The sequence below is a fragment of the Streptomyces coacervatus genome (assembly GCF_029223485.1).
Lineage (GTDB): Bacteria > Actinomycetota > Actinomycetes > Streptomycetales > Streptomycetaceae > Streptomyces > Streptomyces coacervatus.
Window position 1 is genome coordinate 173,739 of record NZ_JARHTP010000011.1, and the last position, 21,440, is coordinate 195,178.

The window sequence follows — 21,440 nt, forward strand, 5'->3', positions numbered from 1 at the left end:
CGGACGGCCTTCCGACAGCCATTCGGCCTCGAACATCGCTCGAACACAGGGCCAAAGCCGTGCCCGCCCTCCCCCGAAACACGGCCGATTGCCCGTTTCCTGCGCGCACGAAACCTGTTGAAGATTGTCGAGCCCGCATACCGCCGGGTACAGTCACCGCACTGCTCTGGCAGCCCCTGTTGTCGAGGCGAAAGAGAAGTTGGTGAACGACCGTCACCCGTCGGGGACCATGACCACCCCGGCTCCGGCTTCCGACGCCGCCTCGGCGCACTATGCGTCGTACGGCATGCAGGAAGCCCAGTACGGCGACTTCACCACGTACGGCGGCTACGACTCCAACGGTTTCGCGACCGGCGGCCACACCACCGGGACCTTCGCCGCGGACCCCTTGTTCGGCAGCCTCCCGGGCGAGAGCACCGGTTCGTACGACTCCGGTCAGTGGGCCACGGGCGGTCACCAGACCCTGAACTACGACGTGTACGCGGCCCAGCACCATGCCGCCTATGACACCGGCGCGTACGACACGACCGTCTGGACCGCCGGCTACCAGCCGCTCTCCGCCATCCCGCCGCAGGCCACCGGGCACGACGTCTCCGGTCAGTGGGATGCGAACGCCTGGCTGCAGCCCGATCATTCAGGCGCTCCCGCCGACCGGACCCAGCAGTGGGAATGGGGCACCCAGGCCTTCGACACCGGGGCGTACGACGCCACGCAGTGGAACTCCGAGAGCCCGGAGGGCGGCGACAGCGCCGCGCCCGCCGACGACTACGAGCAGCATTCCGATCAGGGCTCGTACGACGAACCCGTCCCGGACGGCGGCCAGTTGAACGCCGCCAACGAGCTGTCCTCGGTGGCGCCGCTCCTCGACGACCAGGAAGAGGTCACCCCGGCTCCGGCGTCGCGCGCGGCCTCCCGCGGCGGGGCCCGTTCCCGCCGCCGCGCCCCCGCCAAGCGCTCCGCGCTGCTGACCATCGCCGTGCCCTCGGCGTGTGTGATGGGTGTGGCCGGTATCGCCGCCGCCTCCGTGGGCACCTTCAGCGGCGACAAGGACACCTCGACGACCGCCTCGGACGCACATGCGGTGAAACCATCCGCCGCCAACAACAAGCTGGACACCCAGATCCAGAGCCTCTCCGCCGGCGCCGACGACTTCGCCGACCGGGCCAGCCGTACACAGGAGCGCATCGACCTCAAGAGCCAGCAGGAGGCCGAGAAGAAGAAGGCGGCGGCGGAGGCGGCCCGCAAGGAGCGGCTGCGTCCGAAGTACGTCCTTCCGGTCACCCAGAAGGGGCTCAGCGCCTACTTCGGCCAGGCCGGCATCAACTGGATGTCCGTGCACACCGGCATCGACTTCCCGGTCTCGTACGGCACGACGGTGATGTCCGCGACCGACGGCACCGTCCGCACGGAGTGGAACAGCGCGTACGGGAACATGATGATAGTGACCGCGAAGGACGGTACGGAGACCTGGTACTGCCACCTCTCCAGCTACCGCGTGGCCTCCGGCGCGACGGTGAAGGCCGGCGACCCGATCGCGTACTCCGGGAACTCGGGCAACTCGACCGGCCCGCACCTGCACTTCGAGGTACGGCCGGGCGGCGGCTCGGCGATCGACCCGCTGCCGTGGCTGCGGAGCCACGGGCTGGACCCGACGTAGGAGCCCTGGGGGCTGCGCCCCCAGACCCCCGCTTCGGCCTGAACGGCCTCGTCCTCAAACGCCGGACGGGCTGTTACATCACCGCCAGTTACAACTTCTCCACCGGCGCGTAGCGCAACAGCAGCCGCTTCGGCTTGGCCTCGCCGAAGTCGATCGTCGCCTCGGCGTTCCCGCCCGTGCCCTTCACTGCCACGACCGTGCCGAGTCCGAACTGGTCGTGCGTGACCCGGTCGCCGACGGCCAGCGAGACCACCGGCTTGTCGGAGGCCCGGCTCGTGGCGAAGCCGGACGCGCCCGAGGCCGAGGAGCGCGAGCGGGAGGACGACAGGGAGGCCGCCACACCCGACGCCGGGCCGGAGGAGACGGGGGCCGTGGCGCCCGTCCGCTTCCAGTCGACGTGCTGCGGCGGGATCTCCTCCAGGAAGCGCGAGGGCGGGTTGTACGACGGCTGGCCCCAGGCGCTGCGCAGGGACGAGCGCGTGAGGTAGAGCCGTTCACGCGCGCGCGTGATGCCCACGTACGCGAGGCGCCGCTCCTCCTCCAGCTCCTTGGTCTGGCCGAGGGCGCGCATGTGCGGGAACACGCCGTCCTCCATGCCCGTCAGGAACACGACCGGGAACTCCAGGCCCTTGGCGGTGTGCAGGGTCATCAGGGTGATGACTCCGGAGCCGTCCTCGTCCTCGTCCGGGATCTGGTCGGAGTCGGCGACGAGCGCGACCCGCTCCAGGAAGGCGGCGAGCCCGGCGGACTCCTCGCCCTCGCCCGTCTCCTGCTCGAACTCCAGGGCCACGGCGGCGAGTTCCTGGAGGTTCTCGATGCGGGTCTCGTCCTGCGGATCGGTTGAGGCCTGCAACTCGGCGAGATAGCCGGTGCGTTCGAGGATCGCCTCCAGGACGGTCGCCGGGCCGGCGCCGGACTCGACGATCGTCCGGAGGTCCTCCATCAGTGTGTTGAACCGCTTGACGGCGTTCGTGGAGCGCGCGGCCATTCCGTACGCCTCGTCGACGCGGCGCAGCGCCTGCGGGAAGCTGATCTTCTCGCGCTGGGCGAGGGCGTCGATCATCGCCTCCGCGCGGTCGCCGATGCCGCGCTTGGGGACGTTCAGGATGCGGCGCAGGGGCACCGAGTCCTCGGGGTTGGCCAGCACCCGCAGGTAGGCCAGGACGTCGCGGACCTCTTTGCGCTCGTAGAAGCGGACGCCGCCGACGACCTTGTAGGGCAGGCCGACGCGGATGAAGATCTCTTCGAAGACACGGGACTGGGCGTTCGTACGGTAGAAGACGGCGACGTCTCCGGCCTTCGCCTCGCCGGAGTCCGTGAGACGGTCTATTTCGTCGGCGACGAACTGTGCCTCGTCGTGCTCCGTGTCGGCGACGTACCCGGTGATACGAGCGCCCGCGCCCGCATTGGTCCACAGGTTCTTTGGGCGGCGGGACTCATTGCGCTCGATGACCGCGTTGGCCGCACTCAGAATCGTCTGCGTGGAGCGGTAGTTCTGCTCCAGGAGGATCGTCATGGCGTCCGGGTAGTCCTCCTCGAACTGGAGGATGTTGCGGATCGTCGCGCCCCGGAAGGCATAGATCGACTGGTCGGCGTCGCCCACGACACAGAGCTCCGCGGGCTGGAGGTCGTGCTCGTTCGGCGGGACGTCCTCGTCGTGGGCCCCGGTGCCGACGAGCTCGCGCACGAGCGCGTACTGCGCGTGGTTGGTGTCCTGGTACTCGTCGACCAGGACGTGCCGGAAGCGGCGGCGGTAGTGTTCGGCGACGTCGGGGAAGGCGCGCAGCAGGTTGACCGTCGTCATGATCAGGTCGTCGAAGTCGAGGGCGTTCGCCTCGCGCAGCCGCGACTGGTACATGGCGTAGGCCTGGGCGAGGGTCTTCTCGAAGCCGTCGGCGGCCTGGGCGGCGAAGTCCTCCTCGTCGATCAGCTCGTTCTTCAGGTTCGAGATCTTGGCGCTGAAGGACTTCGGCGGGTAGCGCTTGGGGTCGAGGTCCAGGTCGCGGCAGACCAGGGCCATCAGGCGCTTGCTGTCGGCGGCGTCGTAGATCGAGAACGAGGACGTGAAGCCGAGCTTCTTCGACTCCCGGCGCAGGATGCGCACGCACGCGCTGTGGAAGGTCATCACCCACATCGCGTTCGCGCGCGGGCCGACGAGCTGCTCGACGCGCTCCTTCATCTCGCCCGCGGCCTTGTTGGTGAAGGTGATCGCGAGGACCTGGCCCGGGTGCACATGCCGCTCGCCGAGGAGGTGGGCGATGCGGTGGGTGAGCACGCGGGTCTTGCCGGAGCCGGCGCCCGCCACGATGAGCAGGGGGGTGCCGGAGTGGACGACGGCCGCGCGCTGGTTCTCGTTCAGCCCGTCCAGGAGCGCGGCCGGGTCGATCGCCGGGCGGGGGGCGCCGTCGCGGTAGTAGGCATCCCGGTCCGGTGGCACGTCGAACTTCCCGCCGAACAGATCGTCCGGAACCGGCTCCGGTCCGTGATCGTCCTCGGGCGGCGGCGGGGGTTCCTCGTCGTGCCCGCGGGGGGTCTGGAGGTTCGCCAGGAAGCTGTCGTCAAAGAGGCTGCTCATCGCTCTCCGAGTCTAGGGCGCCCCACTGACAGCCCGCCGCCGCCCCGGGAACATCGCCGGATTCAGTGACCCGGAGGCCCTCCGGGACCGCGCCATCACGGTCCGTGATCGATCGCGGATACCCAACCCTCTTGGTCGCCGACTGGAAGTTAGCGGCTGGAAGCGGGCAGACATCGCCACTCCGGCCAGAATGCGCACAAGACGGTGCAGATCACTCCGGATTGGCTGCCGCGCGCGACACTCTGACCAAAGGTCACGAAAATGTATCGGGCATATCGAACATCAACCTTCACAGAGGCCACACGAGTTGGCTACCGTTCCGAACAGGCCGTACGACCCCCACCGGCGAACGTCGCCGGGCCGCACGGCCTCCGCCGAGTCCGAAGCGCCGCCGCGCATCCGGAGCCGGGGACCCACACCGACCTTGGGGTGAATCGGTCCGACTCCCCTTCGGGGAACGGACCGTAGGGCAACCCTTCCGAAGCACCCGCCCGAACCCGACAGCTAACTCGGTAGGCGGAGTATGGAAGGAGTCGCCTCCCTTGGCGTCGCACCGCAAGTCGCGCCCCGCGGGTACGCGCGTAGCAGGCATACGCACCCCCGCACTCGCCACGGCCGCCCTCACCTCGGTGGCCCTGCTGTCCCAGTCGGCGAACGCCGCCCCCGCCGCCGACGGCAAGCCCAGCCTCGAAGAAGTCGAGAAGAAGGTCGACGACCTCTACCGCCAGGCGGAGTCGGCCACCGAGAAGTACAACGCGGCCAAAGAGAAGACCACGAAGCAGCGCAAGAACGTCGACACCCTCCTCGACGACGTCGCCAAGCGCACTCAGAAGCTCAACGAAGAGCGGGAGCAGCTCGGCTCCTTCGCCGCGGCCCAGTACCGGACCGGCGCCGCCGCACCCGACACTGCGACCTTCCTGCTCGCCGACTCCCCGCAGGACTACTTCGACCAGACGCAGCTGATGGGGCGGCTGACGTCCCGTCAGAAGAGCGCGGTCGACGACTACTTCACCGAGCAGTCCGCGACGATGAAGAAGCGTCAGGAGGCCTCCAAGAGCCTCGAGACGCTCACCGAGACGCAGAGCAGCCTGCAGACCGCCAAGTCCACGGTGCAGACCAAGCTCTCCGACGCGCGTGAGCTGCTGTCGAAGCTGACCGCCGAGGAGAAGGCGCGGCTCGCGGCGATCCAGAAGAAGCAGGAGGAGGCGGCCGCCCAGAAGGCCGCGGAGCTGGCGAAGCAGCAGGCGGCGGCAGAGAAGGCCAAGGAGGAGGCCGCGGCCCAGCAGGACCAGAGCTCCAGCTCCTCCTCGGACTCGGGATCCACCTCCGCCGGCGACTCCTCGTACGCCGCCAAGGCCGAGAAGGCGCTCGCCTTCGCCCGTGCGCAGATCGGCAAGCCGTACGTCTGGGGCGCCACCGGCCCCGGCTCCTACGACTGCTCCGGCCTCACCCAGGCCGCCTGGAAGGCCGCGGGCGTCTCCCTCCCGCGCACCACCTACGACCAGGTGAACTCCGGCACCACGGTCTCCCTCACCGACGCCCAGCCCGGCGACCTGATCTTCTTCTACGACGACATCAGCCACGTCGGCATCTACATCGGCAACGGCATGATGATCCACGCCCCGAAGCCCGGCGCATACGTCCGCGAGGAGTCGGTCTACTACGGCGGCGAGTCGATCATCCACAGCGTGGTCCGGCCGGCCTGAGGCCCTGGGGAGCAGTGCACGCGCGCGTGCAGCCCGTTTGTGATGCACGCGCGCGTGCGGGCCGGTTTGCAGGGCCTCTGCAGAGGGCGCCTTCCTGAGTCACCGGCGTGCTGCTCCCGCCTCGCGCGCCCACCCCGACCCCTGCGCCCGCGCGTAATTCGCCATTCGCCGTACCCGCGCGCGTGCCCCACCCTCAACCCGCGTCGCGCTCCTTAGCATCGGCCCCATGTCCGGACCGACCTCCCTCCGCGCCTGGTGGGCGCAGCGTTCGCCGGCGGCCGGGGCCGCCGTGATGGCGACCAGCATTCTGTCGGTCGGGCTGCATCTGACGGGGCACGCAGTGCTGTCGCGGGTCTTCCTGGTCCTGGCCTGTGTCGCCTGGGTGGGGCTGGCGGCGGACTTCGGCGTCCGGCTGATGCGGGAGCGGGAGAGGTGGCGGGCGGAGGCGGGGACGCCGGGGGCACTCACCGCCGTCGCGGCGACCGCCGTGCTCGGAACCCGGTTCTCCGCCCTCGGACGGCAGACCCTCGCCGAGGCCCTGCTCGCACTGGCGGCCGTGCTGTGGCCGGGGCTGCTGTTCGCAGCCGTGCGGCGCTGGCGGCGTCATATGCCGGGCGCGGTCTTCCTGTGCTGTGTGGCCACGCAGGGGCTCGCGGTGCTCGGCGCCACGCTCGCCGGTGCCGAGGCGACGGCTTGGCTCGCGCATGCGGCGCTCGTGCTGTTCTGGCTCGGGCTCGTTCTCTACGGCTGCGCGCTGCCCCTCTTCGACCTGCGGCAGGTGATGGAGGGACGCGGGGACCACTGGGTGGCGGGCGGCGCGCTCGCCATCTCGGCGCTGGCCGGATCGAAGCTCGTCGCCGCGGACAGCGCGCGCCTGTACCTGTGGAACGACGACGACCGCGGTGTCCTGCGCACGGTCACCGTCGCACTGCTCGTGCTCGGCCTGGCCTGGTACGCCGTACTGCTCGTCGCCGAGGCGGTCCGGCCGCGACCGCGCTACGACGTGCGCCGCTGGGCGACCGTGTTCCCGATGGGGATGACGGCGGCGGCCGTGCTGTCCGTCGCCGCCGCCCTGGATGTCTCGTGGCTCAAGGGGCCCGGGCGGGTGCTGCTGTGGATCGCGGTGGCGGCGTGGGTGGCCGTCGCCGCGGGGGCCGTCGCCGCGGCCCGAGCCGGCATCAGGTCCACAGCACCGCGATGAAGATGTTCGCCGTGGTGAGCAGGCCCACCAGCCCGAACAGGCTCTTGTCGATCTTCTCGTCGTCCCGCTTCACATAGACCAGGCCGAGGATCACGATCAGCAGGGCCAGCTTCACGCCGATCTTGATGTTGTTGACGTGATGGTCGTCGGCCTGGTTGAGGCCGACCAGGATCGCGCCGGTGACCAGCATCGTCAGCGCGCCGTGCAGCATCCCCGGGACGAAGCGGGCGTCGCCGCGGCCCATCGCCTTCATCTGGGTGAGGAAGCCGCCGAGGAGCGCGGCGATGCCGATGATGTGCAGGCCGACGAAGAGATGGATGAGTACGTCCATGAGGCGGGAGCTTAGACAGGGGCGCCCGGGGCACCGGACACCGCCCCGTCCTTCATGGACGGATCCTGATAGGTGAATCCTGATAGATGGATCCTGCATATATGCGGTCCATAGCAGTCCGTCCCCCACGCATGTCCCGGAACCGCCACATCGGTCAGCGCGCTGCGTGAAGTCGACGGCGCGAGTCCTGGATCACGGCCGTATACGGTCACTCGGCGATCCGCCGGGGGCACTTCCGCACATCGCGTTACCGAGCCGACACAGTCAGGTTTAGCGTCCTCCACCAGGTGACCGGCTCCCCACCGCCGCCCGGGCCAGGGGCGGCAGTCGGCCACCACCGCCGAGAAGGTCCGGCGGCGGCCCGCTCCCCCTGTGCGGGCCGCCGCCGGACGCGTAAGTCGCCCCGGAACGGGCGGTCGTACGAAAGGACGTGCAGTCCAGGTGGCAGCGCACCGCAAGCCCAGTCGGCGCTCGCTCAGCGGCAGTTCGGCCCGGACCGCCTTCACGATCGCCGTGGCGGGCGCGGCGACCGCGACGGGCTTCGACGGGACCGGGCACGCCGCGCCGGATCTGACGCCGGCGCAGGTCAAGGCGGAGGTGGACAAGCTGTACCAGGAGGCGGAGGTCGCCACCCAGAAGTACGACGGGGCGAAGGAGCAGGCGGACGCCGCCGAGCAACGTCTGTCGACGCTGCGGGACGAGGCGGCGCGCAAGACGGACAGCCTCAACTCGGCGCGGGACGCGCTGGGTTCGATGGCCGCGGCGCAGTACCGCGACGGCGGCCTCGACCCGGCGCTGCAACTCGCACTGTCGGACGACCCCGACCGCTATCTCGAGGGCGCCGAGTTCGTCGACCGGGCGGACACCCGGCAGGCGGCGGCCGTCGCGGGCGTACGGGAACAGCTGCGGGAGATCGAGCAGCTGCGCGGGGCCGCACGCATCGAGCTGGCCGGGCTCAGGTCGCGGCAGGCGGAGCTGAAGCGGGACAAGAAGACGATCACCGGAAAGCTGGATGCGGCACGCCTGCTGGCGTCCCGGCTGTCGGCCGCGGAGCGCGCCCGGCTCGGGGACGGCACCGGCCGCGCCGCACGGTCCGCCACGGGCGGCCGGGACGGCCTCGCGCCCCTCGGATCCGCGACCGCCGAGGCGCCCGGCTCCCGCGCCGCGGCGGCCCTCTCGTACGCGTACTCCAAGCTGGGCAGCCCCTATGTGTGGGGCGCGACCGGCCCGGAGGCCTTCGACTGCTCGGGCCTCGTCCAGGCCGCCTACCGCTCCGCGGGCATCTCCCTGCCCCGCACGACCTACGCCCAGATCGACGCCGGCCGGCGCGTCTCCCGCTCCGAACTGGCCCCGGGCGACCTCGTGTTCTTCTACTCCGGCATCAGCCACGTCGGCATCTACGTCGGCAACGGCATGATGATCCACGCCCCGAATCCGTCGGAGCCCGTGAAGATCGCGCCGATCGACGAGATGCCGTTCGCGGGGGCCACGCGGGTGGAGTGAGCTTCGGGCAGGGGCTCTCAGACCAGCCGCCGCGCCGTCGCCCACCGCGTCAGCTCGTGCCGGTTCGACAGCTGAAGCTTCCGCAGCACCGCCGAGACATGGGACTCGACCGTCTTCACCGAGATGAACAGCTGCTTGGCGATCTCCTTGTACGCATACCCCCGGGCGATCAGCCGCAGCACCTCGCGCTCGCGCTGGGTGAGGCGGTCGAGGTCCTCGTCGACCGGCGGGGCGTCGGTGGAGGCGAAGGCGTCGAGGACGAAGCCGGCCAGCCGCGGGGAGAAGACGGCGTCGCCCTCCTGTACGCGGAAGATGGAGTTGACGAGGTCCGTGCCGGTGATCGTCTTGGTGACATAGCCGCGCGCGCCGCCCCGGATCACACCGATCACATCCTCCGCCGCGTCCGACACGGACAGCGCGAGGAAGCGGACGGGCTGCTCGGCATCGGACATCAACGCGGCGCAGCGGCGCAGGACTTCGACCCCGCCGCCGCCCGGCAGGTGGACGTCGAGGAGGACCACCTCGGGGCGGGTCGCGGTGATGACCGTGACCGCCTGGTCCACGTCCGCGGCCTCGCCGACGACTTCGACGCCGGTCTGCTCGGTCTGGCCGATCTCGGCCTGTACGCCCGTACGGAACATGCGGTGGTCGTCGACGAGGACCACGCGCACATGCCGCTCGCCCGCGCCGCCACCGGCCGTCGGCTCCACAGGCTCCGCGTTCGCCTCGGTCGGGTCGCTCATCACGTCTTCTCCGCCCTCTCCATCTCCAACTCGACCTCCGTGCCGCCGTCCGGTACCGCACGTAGCCGCGCCGTACCGCCGTGTCGCTCCATGCGGCCGATGATCGATTCTCTGACGCCCATGCGGTCGGCGGGTATCGAGTCCAGGTCGAAGCCGGGACCGCGGTCCCGGACCGACACGAAGACCGTCTTTCCCTCGACTTCGGCGTAGACCTGTACGGCGCCGCCCTCGCCACCGTACTTGGCGGCGTTCACCATCGCCTCGCGCGCGGCCTGCATCTGGGCGCCGACTCTTTCGTCGAGCGGGCAGTCGCCGACGATGACGACCTCTATGGGGACGCCGTGCTTGTCCTCCACCTCCGCGGCGTTGCGCCGCACCGCGTCGGCGAGTGTGGTGGGTTCGTCGGCCTCGTCCTTGCCGGTGCCCTCCGGTTTGTAGAGCCAGGTGCGCAGGTCGCGCTCCTGGGCGCGGGCGAGGCGGCGCACCTCGTTCGCGTTCTCCGCGTTGCGCTGGATCAGGGTCAGGGTGTGCAGCACGGAGTCGTGGACATGGGCGGCGACCTCGGCGCGCTCCTGCGCACGGATGCGCATCAGGCGCTCCTCGGAGAGGTCCTGGGTCATACGGACGAGGTACGGCCCCGCGAGGAGCGTTATCCCGACGAGGACCGCGAGGGCCGCCTGCAGGACCGAGCCGAGGTGGGCGGCGGAGCCCTGGAGCACGAAGATGCCGGAGACACCGGCGGTGACGAGGAGGACACCGCCTGCCGCGCGCAGCAGCGTGAGCGTGCGCCGGCGGCTGCCGACCTCGACCCAGCGGGCCCGGCGGGCGTTGTCCGCCTGGCGCCAGACGAGGGCGACGCCCGCACCGACGAGGACCGTGGGCCAGAGGTAGGCCTTGGCTCCGCCGCCCACGTTCACATTGCCCACGAAGACCATGGCCACCACGACCATGAGGAGCAGGGCGACGATCTGGCCCTTGTCCGGCTTGCGGGCGACCAGTCTGCGGCGGCCGTCGGGCGAGGTCTCGGTGCTGACCAGAGAAGGGGGTTTCTGGCCGCCGACGCCGCCGACGCCGAGCGGCACGAAGAACCAGAACGCGGCATACAGCAGCGCGCCGAGGCCGTCCGCCATGAACAGGCCGACGAACACCAGCCGCACCCAGATGACCGGCAGCCCGAGATGCCCGGCGAGCCCCCGCGCCACACCACCGAGCCAGCGTCCGTCGCTGCTGCGGTAGAGCTTGCGCGGCGGCCGCGGTTCGACGAGTGGCGCTGCAGCGGCTTCCGGCATGGCATCGATACTCACACGGGCGGAGGACGGGGGCATCAGGGTCGACCCCCGAGACTCCCCTGATCTTCGGGGCTCCCCTGACTTTCAAGAACCTGGCCGGTCGAAATCTTCGAGAACCTGCCCGTCGAACGCTTCCCGGGCGCCGGCTCAGGGGCGATATCAGGGTCCGGCCAGGGTCGTTCCGACTCCCGCCGGAGCGGCTCGGCCGTCACCATGGACACATGACAGATCACGAGCGCGCCGCGACGGGTCCGGGACCCGGCTCCGGCCCGCGCCCCGCTCCGGGCGCCGGGCCGCAGGATGCCGCGCCCGCCGCGGATGCCGCACCCGCCGCCGGGGCGGGACCCGGTGCGGAGGCGGAGGCCGCCGAGGCTCCCCGCAGGTTCCGCCGCGACCGGCGGTACAAGGTGCTCGCCGGGGTGTGTGCCGGGCTCGGGCGGCAGTGCGACATGGATCCGGTGATCTTCCGGGTCACCCTCGCGGTGCTCTCCGCGACCGGCGGCATCGGCCTGATCTTCTACGGCTTCGCCTGGCTCCTCATCCCGTACGAGGACGAGGAGGAGAACGAGGTCCGCAAGCTGCTGACCGGCCGAGTCGACGGCCAGGCGCTGACCGCGGTGATGTTCGCGCTGGTCGGCTGCGGGGTGTTCCTGTCCTTGCTGAAGAACGGCGGGGTGCTGGCCTTCGCCGTGGTCCTCTCCCTGCTCCTCGCGGGTGCCGGGTACTGGTCGCGGCAGCGCGGCGCCCCCGACCCCGACCCGCTGGCCGCGCAGGCCGTCGCCGACGCCCCGCCGGAGGCCCAGGCACCGCCGGTCATGGTCACCTACCCCTCCTGGTGGCGCGACCCCATCGTCAAGGACGGCACGCATATCGGCGGGACCGGCTATCTGTGGGGCCCGGGGGACTCCCGCGCCCGGGACGTCGCGGCCGCGGTCAACATCAGCCTCGGCAGGTCCTGGACCGACCGCGCGGACATACGCACACCCCGCTCCCCGGCGCCCAGGCCGCGCAGCCCGCGCTGGATCGGCGGCTGGGTCTTCCTGCTCGCCCTGCTCGCGGGCGGCCTCGGCACGGGGCTGACCTGGCACGACCACACGCTCGGCACCAGCCTGCAGACCGGCCTGTCCTGCGCGCTCCTGGTCCTCGGCCTGGGCATCGCCATCAGCGCGTTCCTGGGGCGTACGGGAGCGGGGTCCGTCTTCCTCGCCGTCATCACCGCGGCCCTGCTCGCCGGCTCGGCGGCCCTGCCCAAGGACGTCGGCACACATTGGATACGTACGACCTGGCAGCCGGCCGCGGCGGCGGATGTACAGGGGAAGTACGAGGTCGGCAGCGGCGTCGGCACCCTGGACCTGAGCCGGCTGCACCCGGCCGAGGGGCAGACGGTGAGCACGAGGGCCGAAGTCGGCCTGGGCCGGCTGAAGGTGATCGTGCCGAAGGGCGCGACCGTGAAGCTGAGCATCGACGTGGGGGTGGGCGACATCCAGTTGCCGGGCGACAAACCGGGAGATGTGGACGTGGAGCCGGGCAAGCACAAGGAGGTGACCCTGTCGCCGGTCTCGGGCGGCAAGAACACGGGCACGCTCGACCTCGATCTCAAGGTCGGCCTCGGACAGGCGGAGGTGAGCCGTGCTGCGTCATGAGTTCCAGCCGGGAAAGCTGGTCGCCGGTGTCTTTCTCGCCCTCGCGGGCGCCATCTACGCCGGTGACGCGGCCGGTCTGTGGGAGACGCCGTGGTTCGCGGTGATCCCGGTCGTCACGGGCGGGCTCTGCCTCGCCGGTGTGGTGGGAGTGCTGGCCCGGGTCGTACGACGGCGCCGGGCGGCGGTGGCCGGAAAGGGCGCGAGGGAGGCACAGCTGGATGCACCCGGGACATGACTCGGGCTCCCGGGGCGGCGCGGCTCCACGCCGAGGGACATGACACATGACCCCGAGCTGACGCGGCTTCAGATCTAGCCGGGCCGCCCCGCCACCGGTAGCCCCCGCCGACCAGGAGCTACCGGTAACCTCCCGCCCGCTGCCATCGCCGCGCGCGGATTGCGGCGTCCAGGGAGAACGTGGCTGCGCCCGCGAGCACGAGGGGGATCCAGGCCATCAGGTAGGCGAGGTCGTTGCCGTAGTAGTACGGGTCCGATTGCCAGCTCACGGTCAGCCACAGGCTGAGGGAGATCAGTGCGCCGCCGAGCGCCGCCAGGCGCCCGAACAGGCCGATCAGAGTGCCGATGCCGACGGCCAACTCGCCGAGGGCGATGGCGTACCCGAAGCCCACGGGGTTCTTCAGAGCCAGGTCGACCATGGCCGGGATGGCGGAGGAGTCGCGGACGGAGCGCATCATCTCGCCGATCGAGCCGGCCCCGGAGTCCTTCATGAACGCACTGTTGGTGAGCTTGTCCACGCCGGCGTAGATGAACGTGACACCGAGGAAGACACGGAGCGGAAGGAGGGCGTACCGGGTGGCGGAATCGCGCCAGCTCCGGTCGCCGTCGAGATAGGGGGTGTGCGTGTCGGTGCGCATGCCGTGAGTCATCGCTGTCGCCTCTCGCCAGCAGTGCCGGGACCCCTCACCAGACGATACGTACGCAAAGGACGGTGCGCTCAATGAGTTCGTGCCGATTTCAACGGCCGTGCCCGGTGCCGCGCCCGTGCCCTGTGTCGAGAGGGGTGTGCCCGTCAGTCCGTCACATCAATCGCGTACCTGTTGGTCTCTGCCCCCGCTGCCGTGACCACTTGCACCTCGACCCTCCCCGGTTCCACATCCGCCGGTACGGGCACGGTCAGTGCCGCGTCCGTCGGGTTGCTGAAGCCGCCGGTCACCGGGACGAGGGGCACATGGACGTTCACCGTGCCGATGCGGACCACCATCCGCGTCAGCCGGTCGGCGCCGTGCGCGCCCGGGGGGACGAAGCCCGCGCCGCGGATCTCGATGTCGTCGCCCGTGCGGATGGGGCCGTCGAGGTCGCCGGCCTCGCGGGCGCGCACCACGGACAGGATCACCGGGCGGCCGCCCTCCGCGTACTTGCCGGCCACATAGGTCGCCGCCGACACCAGCACCACCACCGCGAGACCCCAGGGGAGGTCCGGCAGTTGGTCCGGGCGGCGGGCCAGCCGTACCGCAGCGAACAGAAGGGCGACGGTGCTGATCACGACGTACTGGATGTCGGCGAAGGTGCCCCGGCCCGAGTCGTCGGTCAGCAGGTCGGCCGCCCTGGGCCGGTCCGCCCGTACCTTCTGCAGCCGCTGGCCGAGGACCCGCAGCCCGACCACGCGCCGCACCAGCACCGCGATGCCGCACACCACAGCAAGCACGGTGACGACGCCGGCGCCGCGGGCGAGTCCGAGGCCGGAGATCAGCGCGTCGCGCTCCGCGTGGTCGGAGGCCGCGGCGAGGCGGCCGGCCAGGACCAGCACGGCGTAGGCGACGAACAGCACCCAGGCCGCCGCCACCGTGCGGGAGGTGGACAGGCGGTTGTCCTCGCCGATCATCGGAGCCAGTACGCCGCCCCGGGCACGGTGGAACCAGGACGCGGCGGTCAGCGCACCGCCCACGACGACGGCCGCCAGCAGTCCCGCCGTGCGTGCCGTCGTCCAGCCCGCGCCGATGGCCGTGAGCGACTGCACCAGCAGCAACAGCACCACCAGCGCCCACACCGCGCTCACCGTTCGCCGCCACAGACGGGCCAGCCAGGCTTCGCCCTCGGCGCGGCCGCGTTCGGCGACGAGTTCCGCGGACTGGGTGAGCTCCTCCGAGACCCACTGGCGGGAGGCCGAGGCGGAGTGGGCCACCGCGGCGGGCAGCCCCTGTCCGGCCGCGAAACCGTCCCGCATCAGCAGGAATTCGGCGACCGCGCGCCGGTGTCCCTCGCGCGCCCCGTGCGGGCAGTCCCCGCAGGTACAGCCACCGCCGTGCGCACCTTTGCCGGCGCCCGCGTCCGCGCCGCCTCTCGCCTCCTGCACCGCCACGCCCGACGCCCGCCTTCCCCACAACCCCGACGGCCGGCGGCCCCGTCCAGCAGTCGGCCGCCGCCTGAAATTCCCCGTGTGATGACAGCGAATTGTGCCCTACACCGTCCCACCCCCGTCCGGCAGGTCTGGTCAGCGCGGGGTGAAGCGGGGCCGCCGTGTTGACCCGGCTGCGAGAATTTCCGTATGGCCGAGATCATCCAGCGCGACGGGACCTGGGCCTTCGACGGCACCACGGTCAGGATCACGCCGGGTCTCCACCGCTCCGTGCCGCTGTTCCGGCAGACGTACGGCGAGGTCGCGGTGCCCCTCGAAGCCATCGCGGGCGTGGTCTTCGAGCCCGAACGCAAGCGCGGACGGCTGCGGATACGGCTGCGCGAGGGCGCCGACCCGCTGCTCCAGGCGACCGGCGGGCGGCTGCCGGATCCTGCGGACCCGTACCGGCTGGTGGTGGACGTGGACCGGGCCGGGGTCGCCGAGTACGTCGCCGAGGAGATCCGCCGGGCCCTGCTCCTTGACCAGATCCCCAAGGAGCCGACCAAGGCGTATCTGCTGCCCGGGCCGCCCGTCCCGGTGTCCGTCCGCTCCTCCGACGGCACCGTCTCCTTCGACGGCACCCAGGTGCGCATCGACTGGGCCGACACCTCCGACCGGGTCAAGCGGGCGACCGGGCCGCGGATCATCGCCGTCGGCGATCTCGTACAGGTCGAGTGGCTGCCCAACTCCGGTTACGAGGACGGCTTCCTGCGCTTCGTGACCCGCGAGACGGTGTTCTCCAAACTGCCGCCGGAGAAGGACCCGTACGCCCTGGACCTGTGGGGCAGCGCCCGGCGCGATCTGCTCACCGCGCTCGTCGCCACCGCGGTCACGGCCCGTCTGCCGCACCCGTCCACCCGCAACGGCGGCGAGTACACGGAGAGACGGCAGCCGACGGCAGCCGTACCGCCCGCGGCCGACCACCACGACGTACTCCTGCGCAGGCTGCGGGAGTTGGGCGAGCTGCACCGGGACGGGGTGCTCACGGACGAGGAGTTCGCGATGACGAAAGCGGCCGTACTGCGAGGATTCTGAAACCGTCAGCTCAGCAGATCCGGCTCGCTGCGGCTGATGTCCTGCCACAGCGGCTGGTAGTTGATCCATGCCACCAGGTCGCCGCCGAGCTGCTCGCGGGTCGCCACCGCCATTCGGTGATCGATGAGGAGGGGGCGTCCGGCGGCCTTGGCGGTCAGCTGCACCTGGGCGGAGCGTTCCATGGACACGAACCACCAGGCGGCCGCGTCCACCGAATCGCCGACCGTCAGCAGCCCGTGGTTGCGCAGTACGAGCGCCTTGCGGGAGCCGAGCGCGGAGGCGATACGGCGGCCCTCCTCGGCGTCGACCGCGACGCCGGTGTAGGCGTCGTAGAGGGCGGCGTCCTCGTAGAAGGCGCAGCTCTCCTGGGTGATCGGGTCGATGAGGTCGCCGAGCGCGGACAGGGCGCGGCCGTGCACCGAGTGGCAGTGGGCCACGGCCACCACGTCGGGGCGGGCCGCGTGGACCTGGGCGTGGACGGTGAAGGCGGCCTGGTTGACGTGGTAGCGCCCCTCGATCACCTGGCCCTCCGAGTTGGCGAGCACCAGGTCGCTCACGGTGACGTGCTTGAAGGGCATCCCGAACGGATTGACCCAGAAGCAGTCGCTGTACTCGGGGTCGCGGGCCGTGATGTGCCCCGAGACACCGTCCTCGAAGCCGAGCCGCCCGAAGAGCCGCAGCGCGCCCGCGAGCCGCTCCTTGCGATGCCGGCGCTCGTCGTCGACCGAGTCGTGCATGGGCGGCATCGCGAACCGCAGCCGGTCGCTCGGAAGGGCGGGGGGCGGAGTGGGCCCGGCCCCGGGGGTCCCGTGCATGTGTCCTCCAGCACTGGGTTGCTTTACGGGGCGGAAGTTACCGTCGGTCAGCCCAGGAGAACAGAGATGTTCTGTAAAGATGACGCGCGGGATATCCGACAGCGATACCCGACAGAAGATGTCGGATATCGGCGCCACACTCGCCGTATGACAGCGAATACGGCAGCGCATACGGCAGCGAACTGGGCGGCGTTCATCAGCGCCGAACCCGACCTGGCCAGGACCGTGGAAGAACGCTTCGGCGCCTTCACGCACCACGTTCTCGCCACGCTCCGCAAGGACGGCTCCCCGCGCACCACGGGCCTGGAGGTCCGTTTCCTCCACGGCGAGCTGTGGCTCGGCATGATGCCGGGCTCGCTCAAGGCCCTCGACCTGAACCGCGACCCGCGCTTCGCACTCCAGGCGAACCCGGGTCCGGGCACCGGGATGGGCGGCGGTGACGTGCGGATCGGCGGGCGGGCGATCGGCGTCGAGGACGGGGAGGCGAAGGCGGCGTACAGCAAAGAGGTGGAACCGCCGGAGCCGTTCCACCTCTTCCGCACCGAGTTGACGGAGGTCGTACGGACCTACGTCGAGGACGACAAGTACCTGGTCGTCGAGGTCTGGAAGCCCGGAGCGCCGGTGCGCACGCTCAAGCGGACATGACCTTCACAGCCGTGGGGCCTACTCCCACTCGATGGTGCCCGGCGGCTTCGACGTCACGTCGAGGACGACTCGGTTGACGTCCGCCACCTCGTTGGTGATCCGGGTCGAGATCTTCGCGAGGACGTCGTACGGCAGGCGCGACCAGTCGGCCGTCATGGCGTCCTCACTGGACACCGGGCGCAGCACGATCGGGTGGCCGTACGTCCGGCCGTCGCCCTGGACGCCGACGCTGCGGACGTCCGCGAGCAGGACCACCGGGCACTGCCAGATGTCACGGTCGAGGCCGGCCGCGGTCAGCTCCTCGCGGGCGATGGCGTCGGCCTCGCGGAGCAGGTCGAGCCGCTCCTTGGTGACCTCGCCGACGATACGGATGCCGAGGCCGGGGCCCGGGAACGGCTGGCGCTGGACGATCTCGTCCGGGAGCCCGAGCTCCTGGCCGACCATCCGGACCTCGTCCTTGAAGAGCTTGCGCAGCGGCTCGATGAGCTTGAACTCGAGGTCTTCCGGAAGCCCGCCGACGTTGTGGTGGGACTTGATGTTGGCCGTGCCGGTACCGCCACCGGACTCGACCACGTCCGGGTAGAGGGTCCCCTGGACGAGGAACTCCACCGCCGGGCCCGCGTCCGCGATGATCTCCGCCTGCGCCTGCTCGAAGACCCGGATGAACTCGCGGCCGATGATCTTCCGCTTCTCCTCGGGGTCGGAGACGCCCTTGAGCGCGGTGAGGAAGCGCTCCTCCGCGTCCACGACCTTCAGCTGCACGCCGGTCGCGGCCACGAAGTCCTTCTCGACCTGCTCGGTCTCGCCCTTGCGCATCAGACCGTGGTCGACGTACACACAGGTCAGCTGGGAGCCGATGGCCTTCTGGACGAGGGCCGCGGCCACGGCGGAGTCGACGCCGCCGGACAGCCCGCAGATGGCGCGCTTGTCGCCGACCTGCTCGCGGATGGCGGCGACCTGCTCGTCGATGACGTTCCCGGTGGTCCAGGAAGGCGTGAGCCCGGCACCGCGGTACAGGAAGTGCTCCAGCACCTGCTGTCCGTGCGTGGAGTGCATGACCTCCGGGTGGTACTGGACGCCGTACAGCTTCTGCTCGTCGTTCTCGAAGGCGGCGACCGGGACGACGTCCGTGGAGGCCGTGACCGAGAAGCCCTCGGGGGCGGCGGAGCAGGCGTCGCCGTGCGACATCCATACCGACTGCTCGTCCGGGGTGCCCTCGAAGAGGGTGGAGCCGGCCTTGGACACGTGCAGTGGCGTACGGCCGTACTCACGGGCGCCGGTGTTGTCGACGGTGCCGCCGAGGGTCGTGGCCATCAGCTGGAAGCCGTAGCACATGCCGAAGACGGGGACACCGGACTCGAAGATCTCGCGGTCGAGACGCGGGGCGCCCTCCGCATAGACCGACGAGGGGCCGCCGGAGAGGATGATCGCCGCCGGGTTCTTGGCGAGCATCTCGGCGACCGGCATGGTGCTCGGCACGATCTCGCTGTAGACCCGGGCCTCGCGGACGCGACGGGCGATGAGCTGGGCGTACTGCGCGCCGAAGTCGACGACCAGGACGGTGTCGGGGGCGGAGGCTTGTGACACGGGGTGCCTTCTGGTGGTCGGGCGGGGTCGGTGGTACCGATTCTAACGGGGTGCGGCTTGGCCACTTCCCGTCTCAGGATGCGAACCGGGTTGGAGGCCCCGGCCACGCACGGCATACTGACCGCATGCTCACGCATCCGACCTTCCTGTTTACCTATGGCAACCGGCCCGCCGGCTGCCATGGTCGTGCTGCTTGAGCTACTGACAAGCGACTTCCCAGGCGCCCCGGGCCGACAAGGTCCGGGGCGCCTGGTGTTTTCCGGATCCTGTCGCTTCGGGGCAGCCTTCACCGAAACCAAGAGGAGCCCCCATGACCGCCATCGACGTGACCGGCGCCCGTACCCCCGAGGCCGCCGATGTGATCACCGGCGCGCGTGAGCGCATCGACGCGCTCGACGACCGGATCATCGGCCTGATCCAGGAACGGATGGCCGTCTCCGCCGTCATCCAGGAGGCGCGCATCGCCTCCGGCGGACGCCGCGTGAACCTGTCCCGCGAGATGGAGGTCCTCGGCCACTACAGCGAGGCCCTCGGGAAGCCCGGCACGTCCCTCGCGATGACGCTGCTCGAACTGTGCCGCGGTCGCATCTGAGTTCGGAGTCCCTTTAACCCGTACGGCGCGTGACCGCCGCCCGAACCCCTTCGTTGGTGGTGTTGTCCGTGCCAGCCAGGGGCGGGCCCGAAAGAACCACGCGTGGGCTTGCTGGAGTGATGAGACGTACGGGTCGTGCCGGACGTCGTGGGACCTCACTTCAGGGTTGTGACCGGACGGCAGGGGACAGCAGCCCGGTCACCCAAGAGAACGGTCGGCTCCGGGGACGCCCGGGGCCGACCGGCGGAAAATGCAAAAATGCACAACCCTGGGTCAAACGGTTGCGTACACCCCGTTCTTCCAGCACGATGCGTAGAAAGCCCCAAGTCCCGCCGCAGACAACTGCATTGCTTGCACTTCCGTACCTTCAGAGGTCGAGACCATCCGTGCGCCCCATACGCGCCGGGGCGGCGACCCAGGGCACACAAGACAGAGGACACACAGGGCAAGCGGCGCAACCCCCCGGCGCCGCTCCCAGGCACCGGCGCTGCCCTGACGTCGGTGCTGACGGAGAAGGGCCCCGCGGCTCAAGCCCGCGGGGCCCTTCGCACGCCCCCGGCGATCGTGACCCAGACCACATAAAAATTCTGTGAATGCCGGCACAACCATTCACAGGCTTCACGGATCCAACAGGTGAACCAAGGGCCACACCCGCGCCCCACACGCGGAGCCCTCCCACTGGACTGGACTCCCTTGAGGTTTTCATGAAGCTTCGTCGTGCCATGGGCGTGGCGGCTGCGACCGCGGTCATCGCTCCCCTCGCGCTGCTGTCCGCGCCCGCCGCCTTCGCGGACGAGACGCCGACCGCGGGCGCCACCGAGACCGTGTCCGAGGCACCCTCCGACGCGCCGTCCGAGGTGCCGAGCGACACGGCCTCCGCAACGCCGACGGACACCGGCCTGCCGACCGACACGGCCGCGCCGAGCGACCCGGCGACCGGCACGACGCCGACCGCGAGCGCCACCGCGAGCGATTCGGGCGAGCCCACGCCCTCCACGTCGGCCGAGCCGAGCGATGACCCGACCGAGCCGGACGTGCCCTACTGCGAGGACCTCGACCAGAACTTCGGCAACGCGAAGGTGGCCGCGGACATCAAGGGTCTGCCGGGCAAGATCGTCGCGGGTGACGGCTTCCACTCCTTCAAGCTCACCGTCACCAACGAGTCGAAGACCACCGTCGACGGTGTCGCCTTCTACGCCGAGGTGGAGAACTACGAGCTCGACGAGGCGAAGTTCCTGAGCCCGTACGTCGACCTGGAGTTCAAGAACCCCGAGACCGGCTCCTGGGACCGCATCGGTACCGACGAGTGGGCGGGTGACTACTTTTTCTACGTCGACAAGCTCAAGGCCGGCAAGAGCCAGACCGTCGACCTGCGCGTGAGCATCGACGCCAAGGCCCCGGCCGGTGACGCCTACTCCTTCGGTTCCGGTGCCTACCTCGACAATGTCGACGGACAGGACTGCATCGCCGAGGGCTGGGCACAGTACGACTTCGAGGTGCTGAAGGCCGGCTCCGCCAACACCGACCCGGGCTCCGCCACCCCGAGCGACAAGGGCCCCAAGGACTCGGTGAAGAAGCCGCAGGGCGAGATCTCCGCCCTGCCGACCGGCAACCTCGCCGAGACCGGCTCCAGCTCCGCCCTGCCGGTGATCGGTCTGGTCGGCGGTGTCGCCGTCGTCGCCGGTGCCGGTGCGGTGTTCGCGGTGCGTCGCCGTCGGGCCGGCGCGAGCGCGTAACCACAACAGCTCACTGCAAGAGGAAGGAC

At 70.5% G+C, this 21,440-nt stretch carries 18 protein-coding genes and 1 riboswitch; of the genes, 10 read left to right on the top strand and 8 right to left on the bottom strand.

Going from position 1 to position 21,440, the window contains the following annotated elements:
* The first annotated feature begins 229 nt into the window (after positions 1 to 229).
* The gene (locus tag P2Q00_RS26980) at positions 230 to 1,657 is read left to right on the top strand and encodes a M23 family metallopeptidase (protein WP_275775689.1); all 1,428 of its coding nucleotides are present in this window, start codon (positions 230 to 232) and stop codon (positions 1,655 to 1,657) included.
* Positions 1,658 to 1,745: 88 nt separating this feature from the next.
* On the opposite strand, the gene pcrA is transcribed toward P2Q00_RS26980, so the two are convergent.
* Positions 1,746 to 4,232: a DNA helicase PcrA gene (gene pcrA, locus P2Q00_RS26985; protein WP_275775404.1), complete on the bottom strand. Its 2,487-nt coding sequence runs from the start codon at positions 4,230 to 4,232 to the stop codon at positions 1,746 to 1,748.
* 376 nt (positions 4,233 to 4,608) lie between these two features.
* Positions 4,609 to 4,766, top strand: a riboswitch (cyclic di-AMP (ydaO/yuaA leader).
* 8 nt (positions 4,767 to 4,774) lie between these two features.
* Between pcrA and P2Q00_RS26990 the strand changes: the two genes are divergently transcribed.
* Both P2Q00_RS26990 and P2Q00_RS26995 read left to right on the top strand, forming a co-directional pair.
* A complete protein-coding gene (locus tag P2Q00_RS26990) occupies positions 4,775 to 5,938 on the top strand; it encodes a C40 family peptidase (RefSeq protein WP_275775405.1) in 1,164 nt (387 codons plus the stop codon).
* A gap of 226 nt (positions 5,939 to 6,164) precedes the next feature.
* Positions 6,165 to 7,139 (top strand): tellurite resistance/C4-dicarboxylate transporter family protein, encoded by a 975-nt coding sequence (locus P2Q00_RS26995; RefSeq protein WP_275775406.1) that lies wholly within the window; start codon positions 6,165 to 6,167, stop codon positions 7,137 to 7,139.
* Here the strand turns inward: P2Q00_RS26995 and P2Q00_RS27000 are convergent.
* Positions 7,117 to 7,470 (bottom strand): hypothetical protein, encoded by a 354-nt coding sequence (locus P2Q00_RS27000; protein ID WP_275775407.1) that lies wholly within the window; start codon positions 7,468 to 7,470, stop codon positions 7,117 to 7,119. The two genes, P2Q00_RS26995 and P2Q00_RS27000, sit on opposite strands and share 23 nt — an antisense overlap.
* Before the next feature lie 441 nt (positions 7,471 to 7,911).
* Here P2Q00_RS27000 and P2Q00_RS27005 point away from each other — a divergent pair, with 441 nt between their 5' ends.
* Entirely contained in the window at positions 7,912 to 8,973 is a 1,062-nt protein-coding gene (locus tag P2Q00_RS27005; RefSeq protein ID WP_275775408.1) for a C40 family peptidase, read from the top strand.
* A 17-nt stretch (positions 8,974 to 8,990) separates the two neighbouring features.
* Here P2Q00_RS27005 and P2Q00_RS27010 read toward each other — a convergent pair whose 3' ends face one another.
* A complete protein-coding gene (locus P2Q00_RS27010; RefSeq protein ID WP_275775409.1) occupies positions 8,991 to 9,716 on the bottom strand; it encodes a LuxR C-terminal-related transcriptional regulator in 726 nt (241 codons plus the stop codon).
* On the bottom strand, positions 9,716 to 11,005 hold the full coding sequence (locus P2Q00_RS27015) for an ATP-binding protein (protein WP_275775410.1): 1,290 nt from the start codon (positions 11,003 to 11,005) through the stop codon (positions 9,716 to 9,718). Before P2Q00_RS27015 ends, P2Q00_RS27010 begins: the two co-directional genes overlap by 1 nt.
* 221 nt (positions 11,006 to 11,226) lie before the next feature.
* On the opposite strand from P2Q00_RS27015, the gene P2Q00_RS27020 reads away from it, so the two are divergent.
* Positions 11,227 to 12,648 (top strand): PspC domain-containing protein, encoded by a 1,422-nt coding sequence (locus tag P2Q00_RS27020; RefSeq protein WP_275775412.1) that lies wholly within the window; start codon positions 11,227 to 11,229, stop codon positions 12,646 to 12,648.
* Positions 12,635 to 12,883, top strand: a complete 249-nt coding sequence (locus P2Q00_RS27025) for a hypothetical protein (RefSeq protein ID WP_275775414.1) — start codon at positions 12,635 to 12,637, stop codon at positions 12,881 to 12,883. Before P2Q00_RS27020 ends, P2Q00_RS27025 begins: the two co-directional genes overlap by 14 nt.
* A 118-nt stretch (positions 12,884 to 13,001) precedes the next feature.
* Here the strand turns inward: P2Q00_RS27025 and P2Q00_RS27030 are convergent, their stop codons facing one another.
* Positions 13,002 to 13,532: a DoxX family protein gene (locus tag P2Q00_RS27030; protein WP_275775415.1), complete on the bottom strand. Its 531-nt coding sequence runs from the start codon at positions 13,530 to 13,532 to the stop codon at positions 13,002 to 13,004.
* A 143-nt stretch (positions 13,533 to 13,675) separates the two neighbouring features.
* A complete protein-coding gene (locus P2Q00_RS27035; protein WP_275775417.1) occupies positions 13,676 to 14,965 on the bottom strand; it encodes a hypothetical protein in 1,290 nt (429 codons plus the stop codon).
* A 186-nt stretch (positions 14,966 to 15,151) separates the two neighbouring features.
* On the opposite strand from P2Q00_RS27035, the gene P2Q00_RS27040 reads away from it, so the two are divergent.
* Complete coding sequence (locus P2Q00_RS27040; protein ID WP_275775419.1) at positions 15,152 to 16,036, top strand: DUF4429 domain-containing protein; 885 nt, start codon at positions 15,152 to 15,154, stop codon at positions 16,034 to 16,036.
* Between the two features lie 5 nt (positions 16,037 to 16,041).
* Here P2Q00_RS27040 and P2Q00_RS27045 read toward each other — a convergent pair whose 3' ends face one another.
* Positions 16,042 to 16,851 (bottom strand): class II aldolase/adducin family protein, encoded by an 810-nt coding sequence (locus P2Q00_RS27045; RefSeq protein WP_275775421.1) that lies wholly within the window; start codon positions 16,849 to 16,851, stop codon positions 16,042 to 16,044.
* A gap of 147 nt (positions 16,852 to 16,998) precedes the next feature.
* On the opposite strand from P2Q00_RS27045, the gene P2Q00_RS27050 reads away from it, so the two are divergent.
* Positions 16,999 to 17,496 carry a pyridoxamine 5'-phosphate oxidase family protein gene (locus tag P2Q00_RS27050; RefSeq protein WP_275775424.1) on the top strand — a complete coding sequence of 166 codons (498 nt, stop codon included), beginning with the start codon at positions 16,999 to 17,001 and terminating at the stop codon, positions 17,494 to 17,496.
* Between the two features lie 18 nt (positions 17,497 to 17,514).
* Here the strand turns inward: P2Q00_RS27050 and guaA are convergent, their stop codons facing one another.
* A complete protein-coding gene (guaA, locus tag P2Q00_RS27055; protein ID WP_275775427.1) occupies positions 17,515 to 19,083 on the bottom strand; it encodes a glutamine-hydrolyzing GMP synthase in 1,569 nt (522 codons plus the stop codon).
* Positions 19,084 to 19,393: 310 nt separating this feature from the next.
* Between guaA and P2Q00_RS27060 the strand changes: the two genes are divergently transcribed.
* Both P2Q00_RS27060 and P2Q00_RS27065 read left to right on the top strand, forming a co-directional pair.
* On the top strand, positions 19,394 to 19,675 hold the full coding sequence (locus P2Q00_RS27060) for a chorismate mutase (protein ID WP_275775428.1): 282 nt from the start codon (positions 19,394 to 19,396) through the stop codon (positions 19,673 to 19,675).
* A gap of 704 nt (positions 19,676 to 20,379) precedes the next feature.
* Positions 20,380 to 21,411 carry an LAETG motif-containing sortase-dependent surface protein gene (locus P2Q00_RS27065; RefSeq protein WP_275775429.1) on the top strand — a complete coding sequence of 344 codons (1,032 nt, stop codon included), beginning with the start codon at positions 20,380 to 20,382 and terminating at the stop codon, positions 21,409 to 21,411.
* The last annotated feature ends 29 nt before the right edge of the window (positions 21,412 to 21,440 follow it).

Coding starts and splice junctions, on each gene's coding strand:
- P2Q00_RS27020 (WP_275775412.1), top strand. CDS start 11,227: ATGACAGATCACGAGCGCGCCGCGACGGGTCCGGGACCCGGCTCCGGC.
- P2Q00_RS27010 (WP_275775409.1), bottom strand. CDS start 9,716: ATGAGCGACCCGACCGAGGCGAACGCGGAGCCTGTGGAGCCGACGGCC.
- P2Q00_RS27065 (WP_275775429.1), top strand. CDS start 20,380: ATGAAGCTTCGTCGTGCCATGGGCGTGGCGGCTGCGACCGCGGTCATC.
- P2Q00_RS27050 (WP_275775424.1), top strand. CDS start 16,999: ATGACAGCGAATACGGCAGCGCATACGGCAGCGAACTGGGCGGCGTTC.
- P2Q00_RS27015 (WP_275775410.1), bottom strand. CDS start 11,005: ATGCCGGAAGCCGCTGCAGCGCCACTCGTCGAACCGCGGCCGCCGCGC.
- pcrA (WP_275775404.1), bottom strand. CDS start 4,232: ATGAGCAGCCTCTTTGACGACAGCTTCCTGGCGAACCTCCAGACCCCC.
- P2Q00_RS26995 (WP_275775406.1), top strand. CDS start 6,165: ATGTCCGGACCGACCTCCCTCCGCGCCTGGTGGGCGCAGCGTTCGCCG.
- P2Q00_RS26980 (WP_275775689.1), top strand. CDS start 230: ATGACCACCCCGGCTCCGGCTTCCGACGCCGCCTCGGCGCACTATGCG.
- P2Q00_RS27045 (WP_275775421.1), bottom strand. CDS start 16,851: ATGCACGGGACCCCCGGGGCCGGGCCCACTCCGCCCCCCGCCCTTCCG.
- P2Q00_RS27040 (WP_275775419.1), top strand. CDS start 15,152: ATGGCCGAGATCATCCAGCGCGACGGGACCTGGGCCTTCGACGGCACC.
- P2Q00_RS27030 (WP_275775415.1), bottom strand. CDS start 13,532: ATGACTCACGGCATGCGCACCGACACGCACACCCCCTATCTCGACGGC.
- P2Q00_RS27060 (WP_275775428.1), top strand. CDS start 19,394: ATGACCGCCATCGACGTGACCGGCGCCCGTACCCCCGAGGCCGCCGAT.
- P2Q00_RS27000 (WP_275775407.1), bottom strand. CDS start 7,470: ATGGACGTACTCATCCATCTCTTCGTCGGCCTGCACATCATCGGCATC.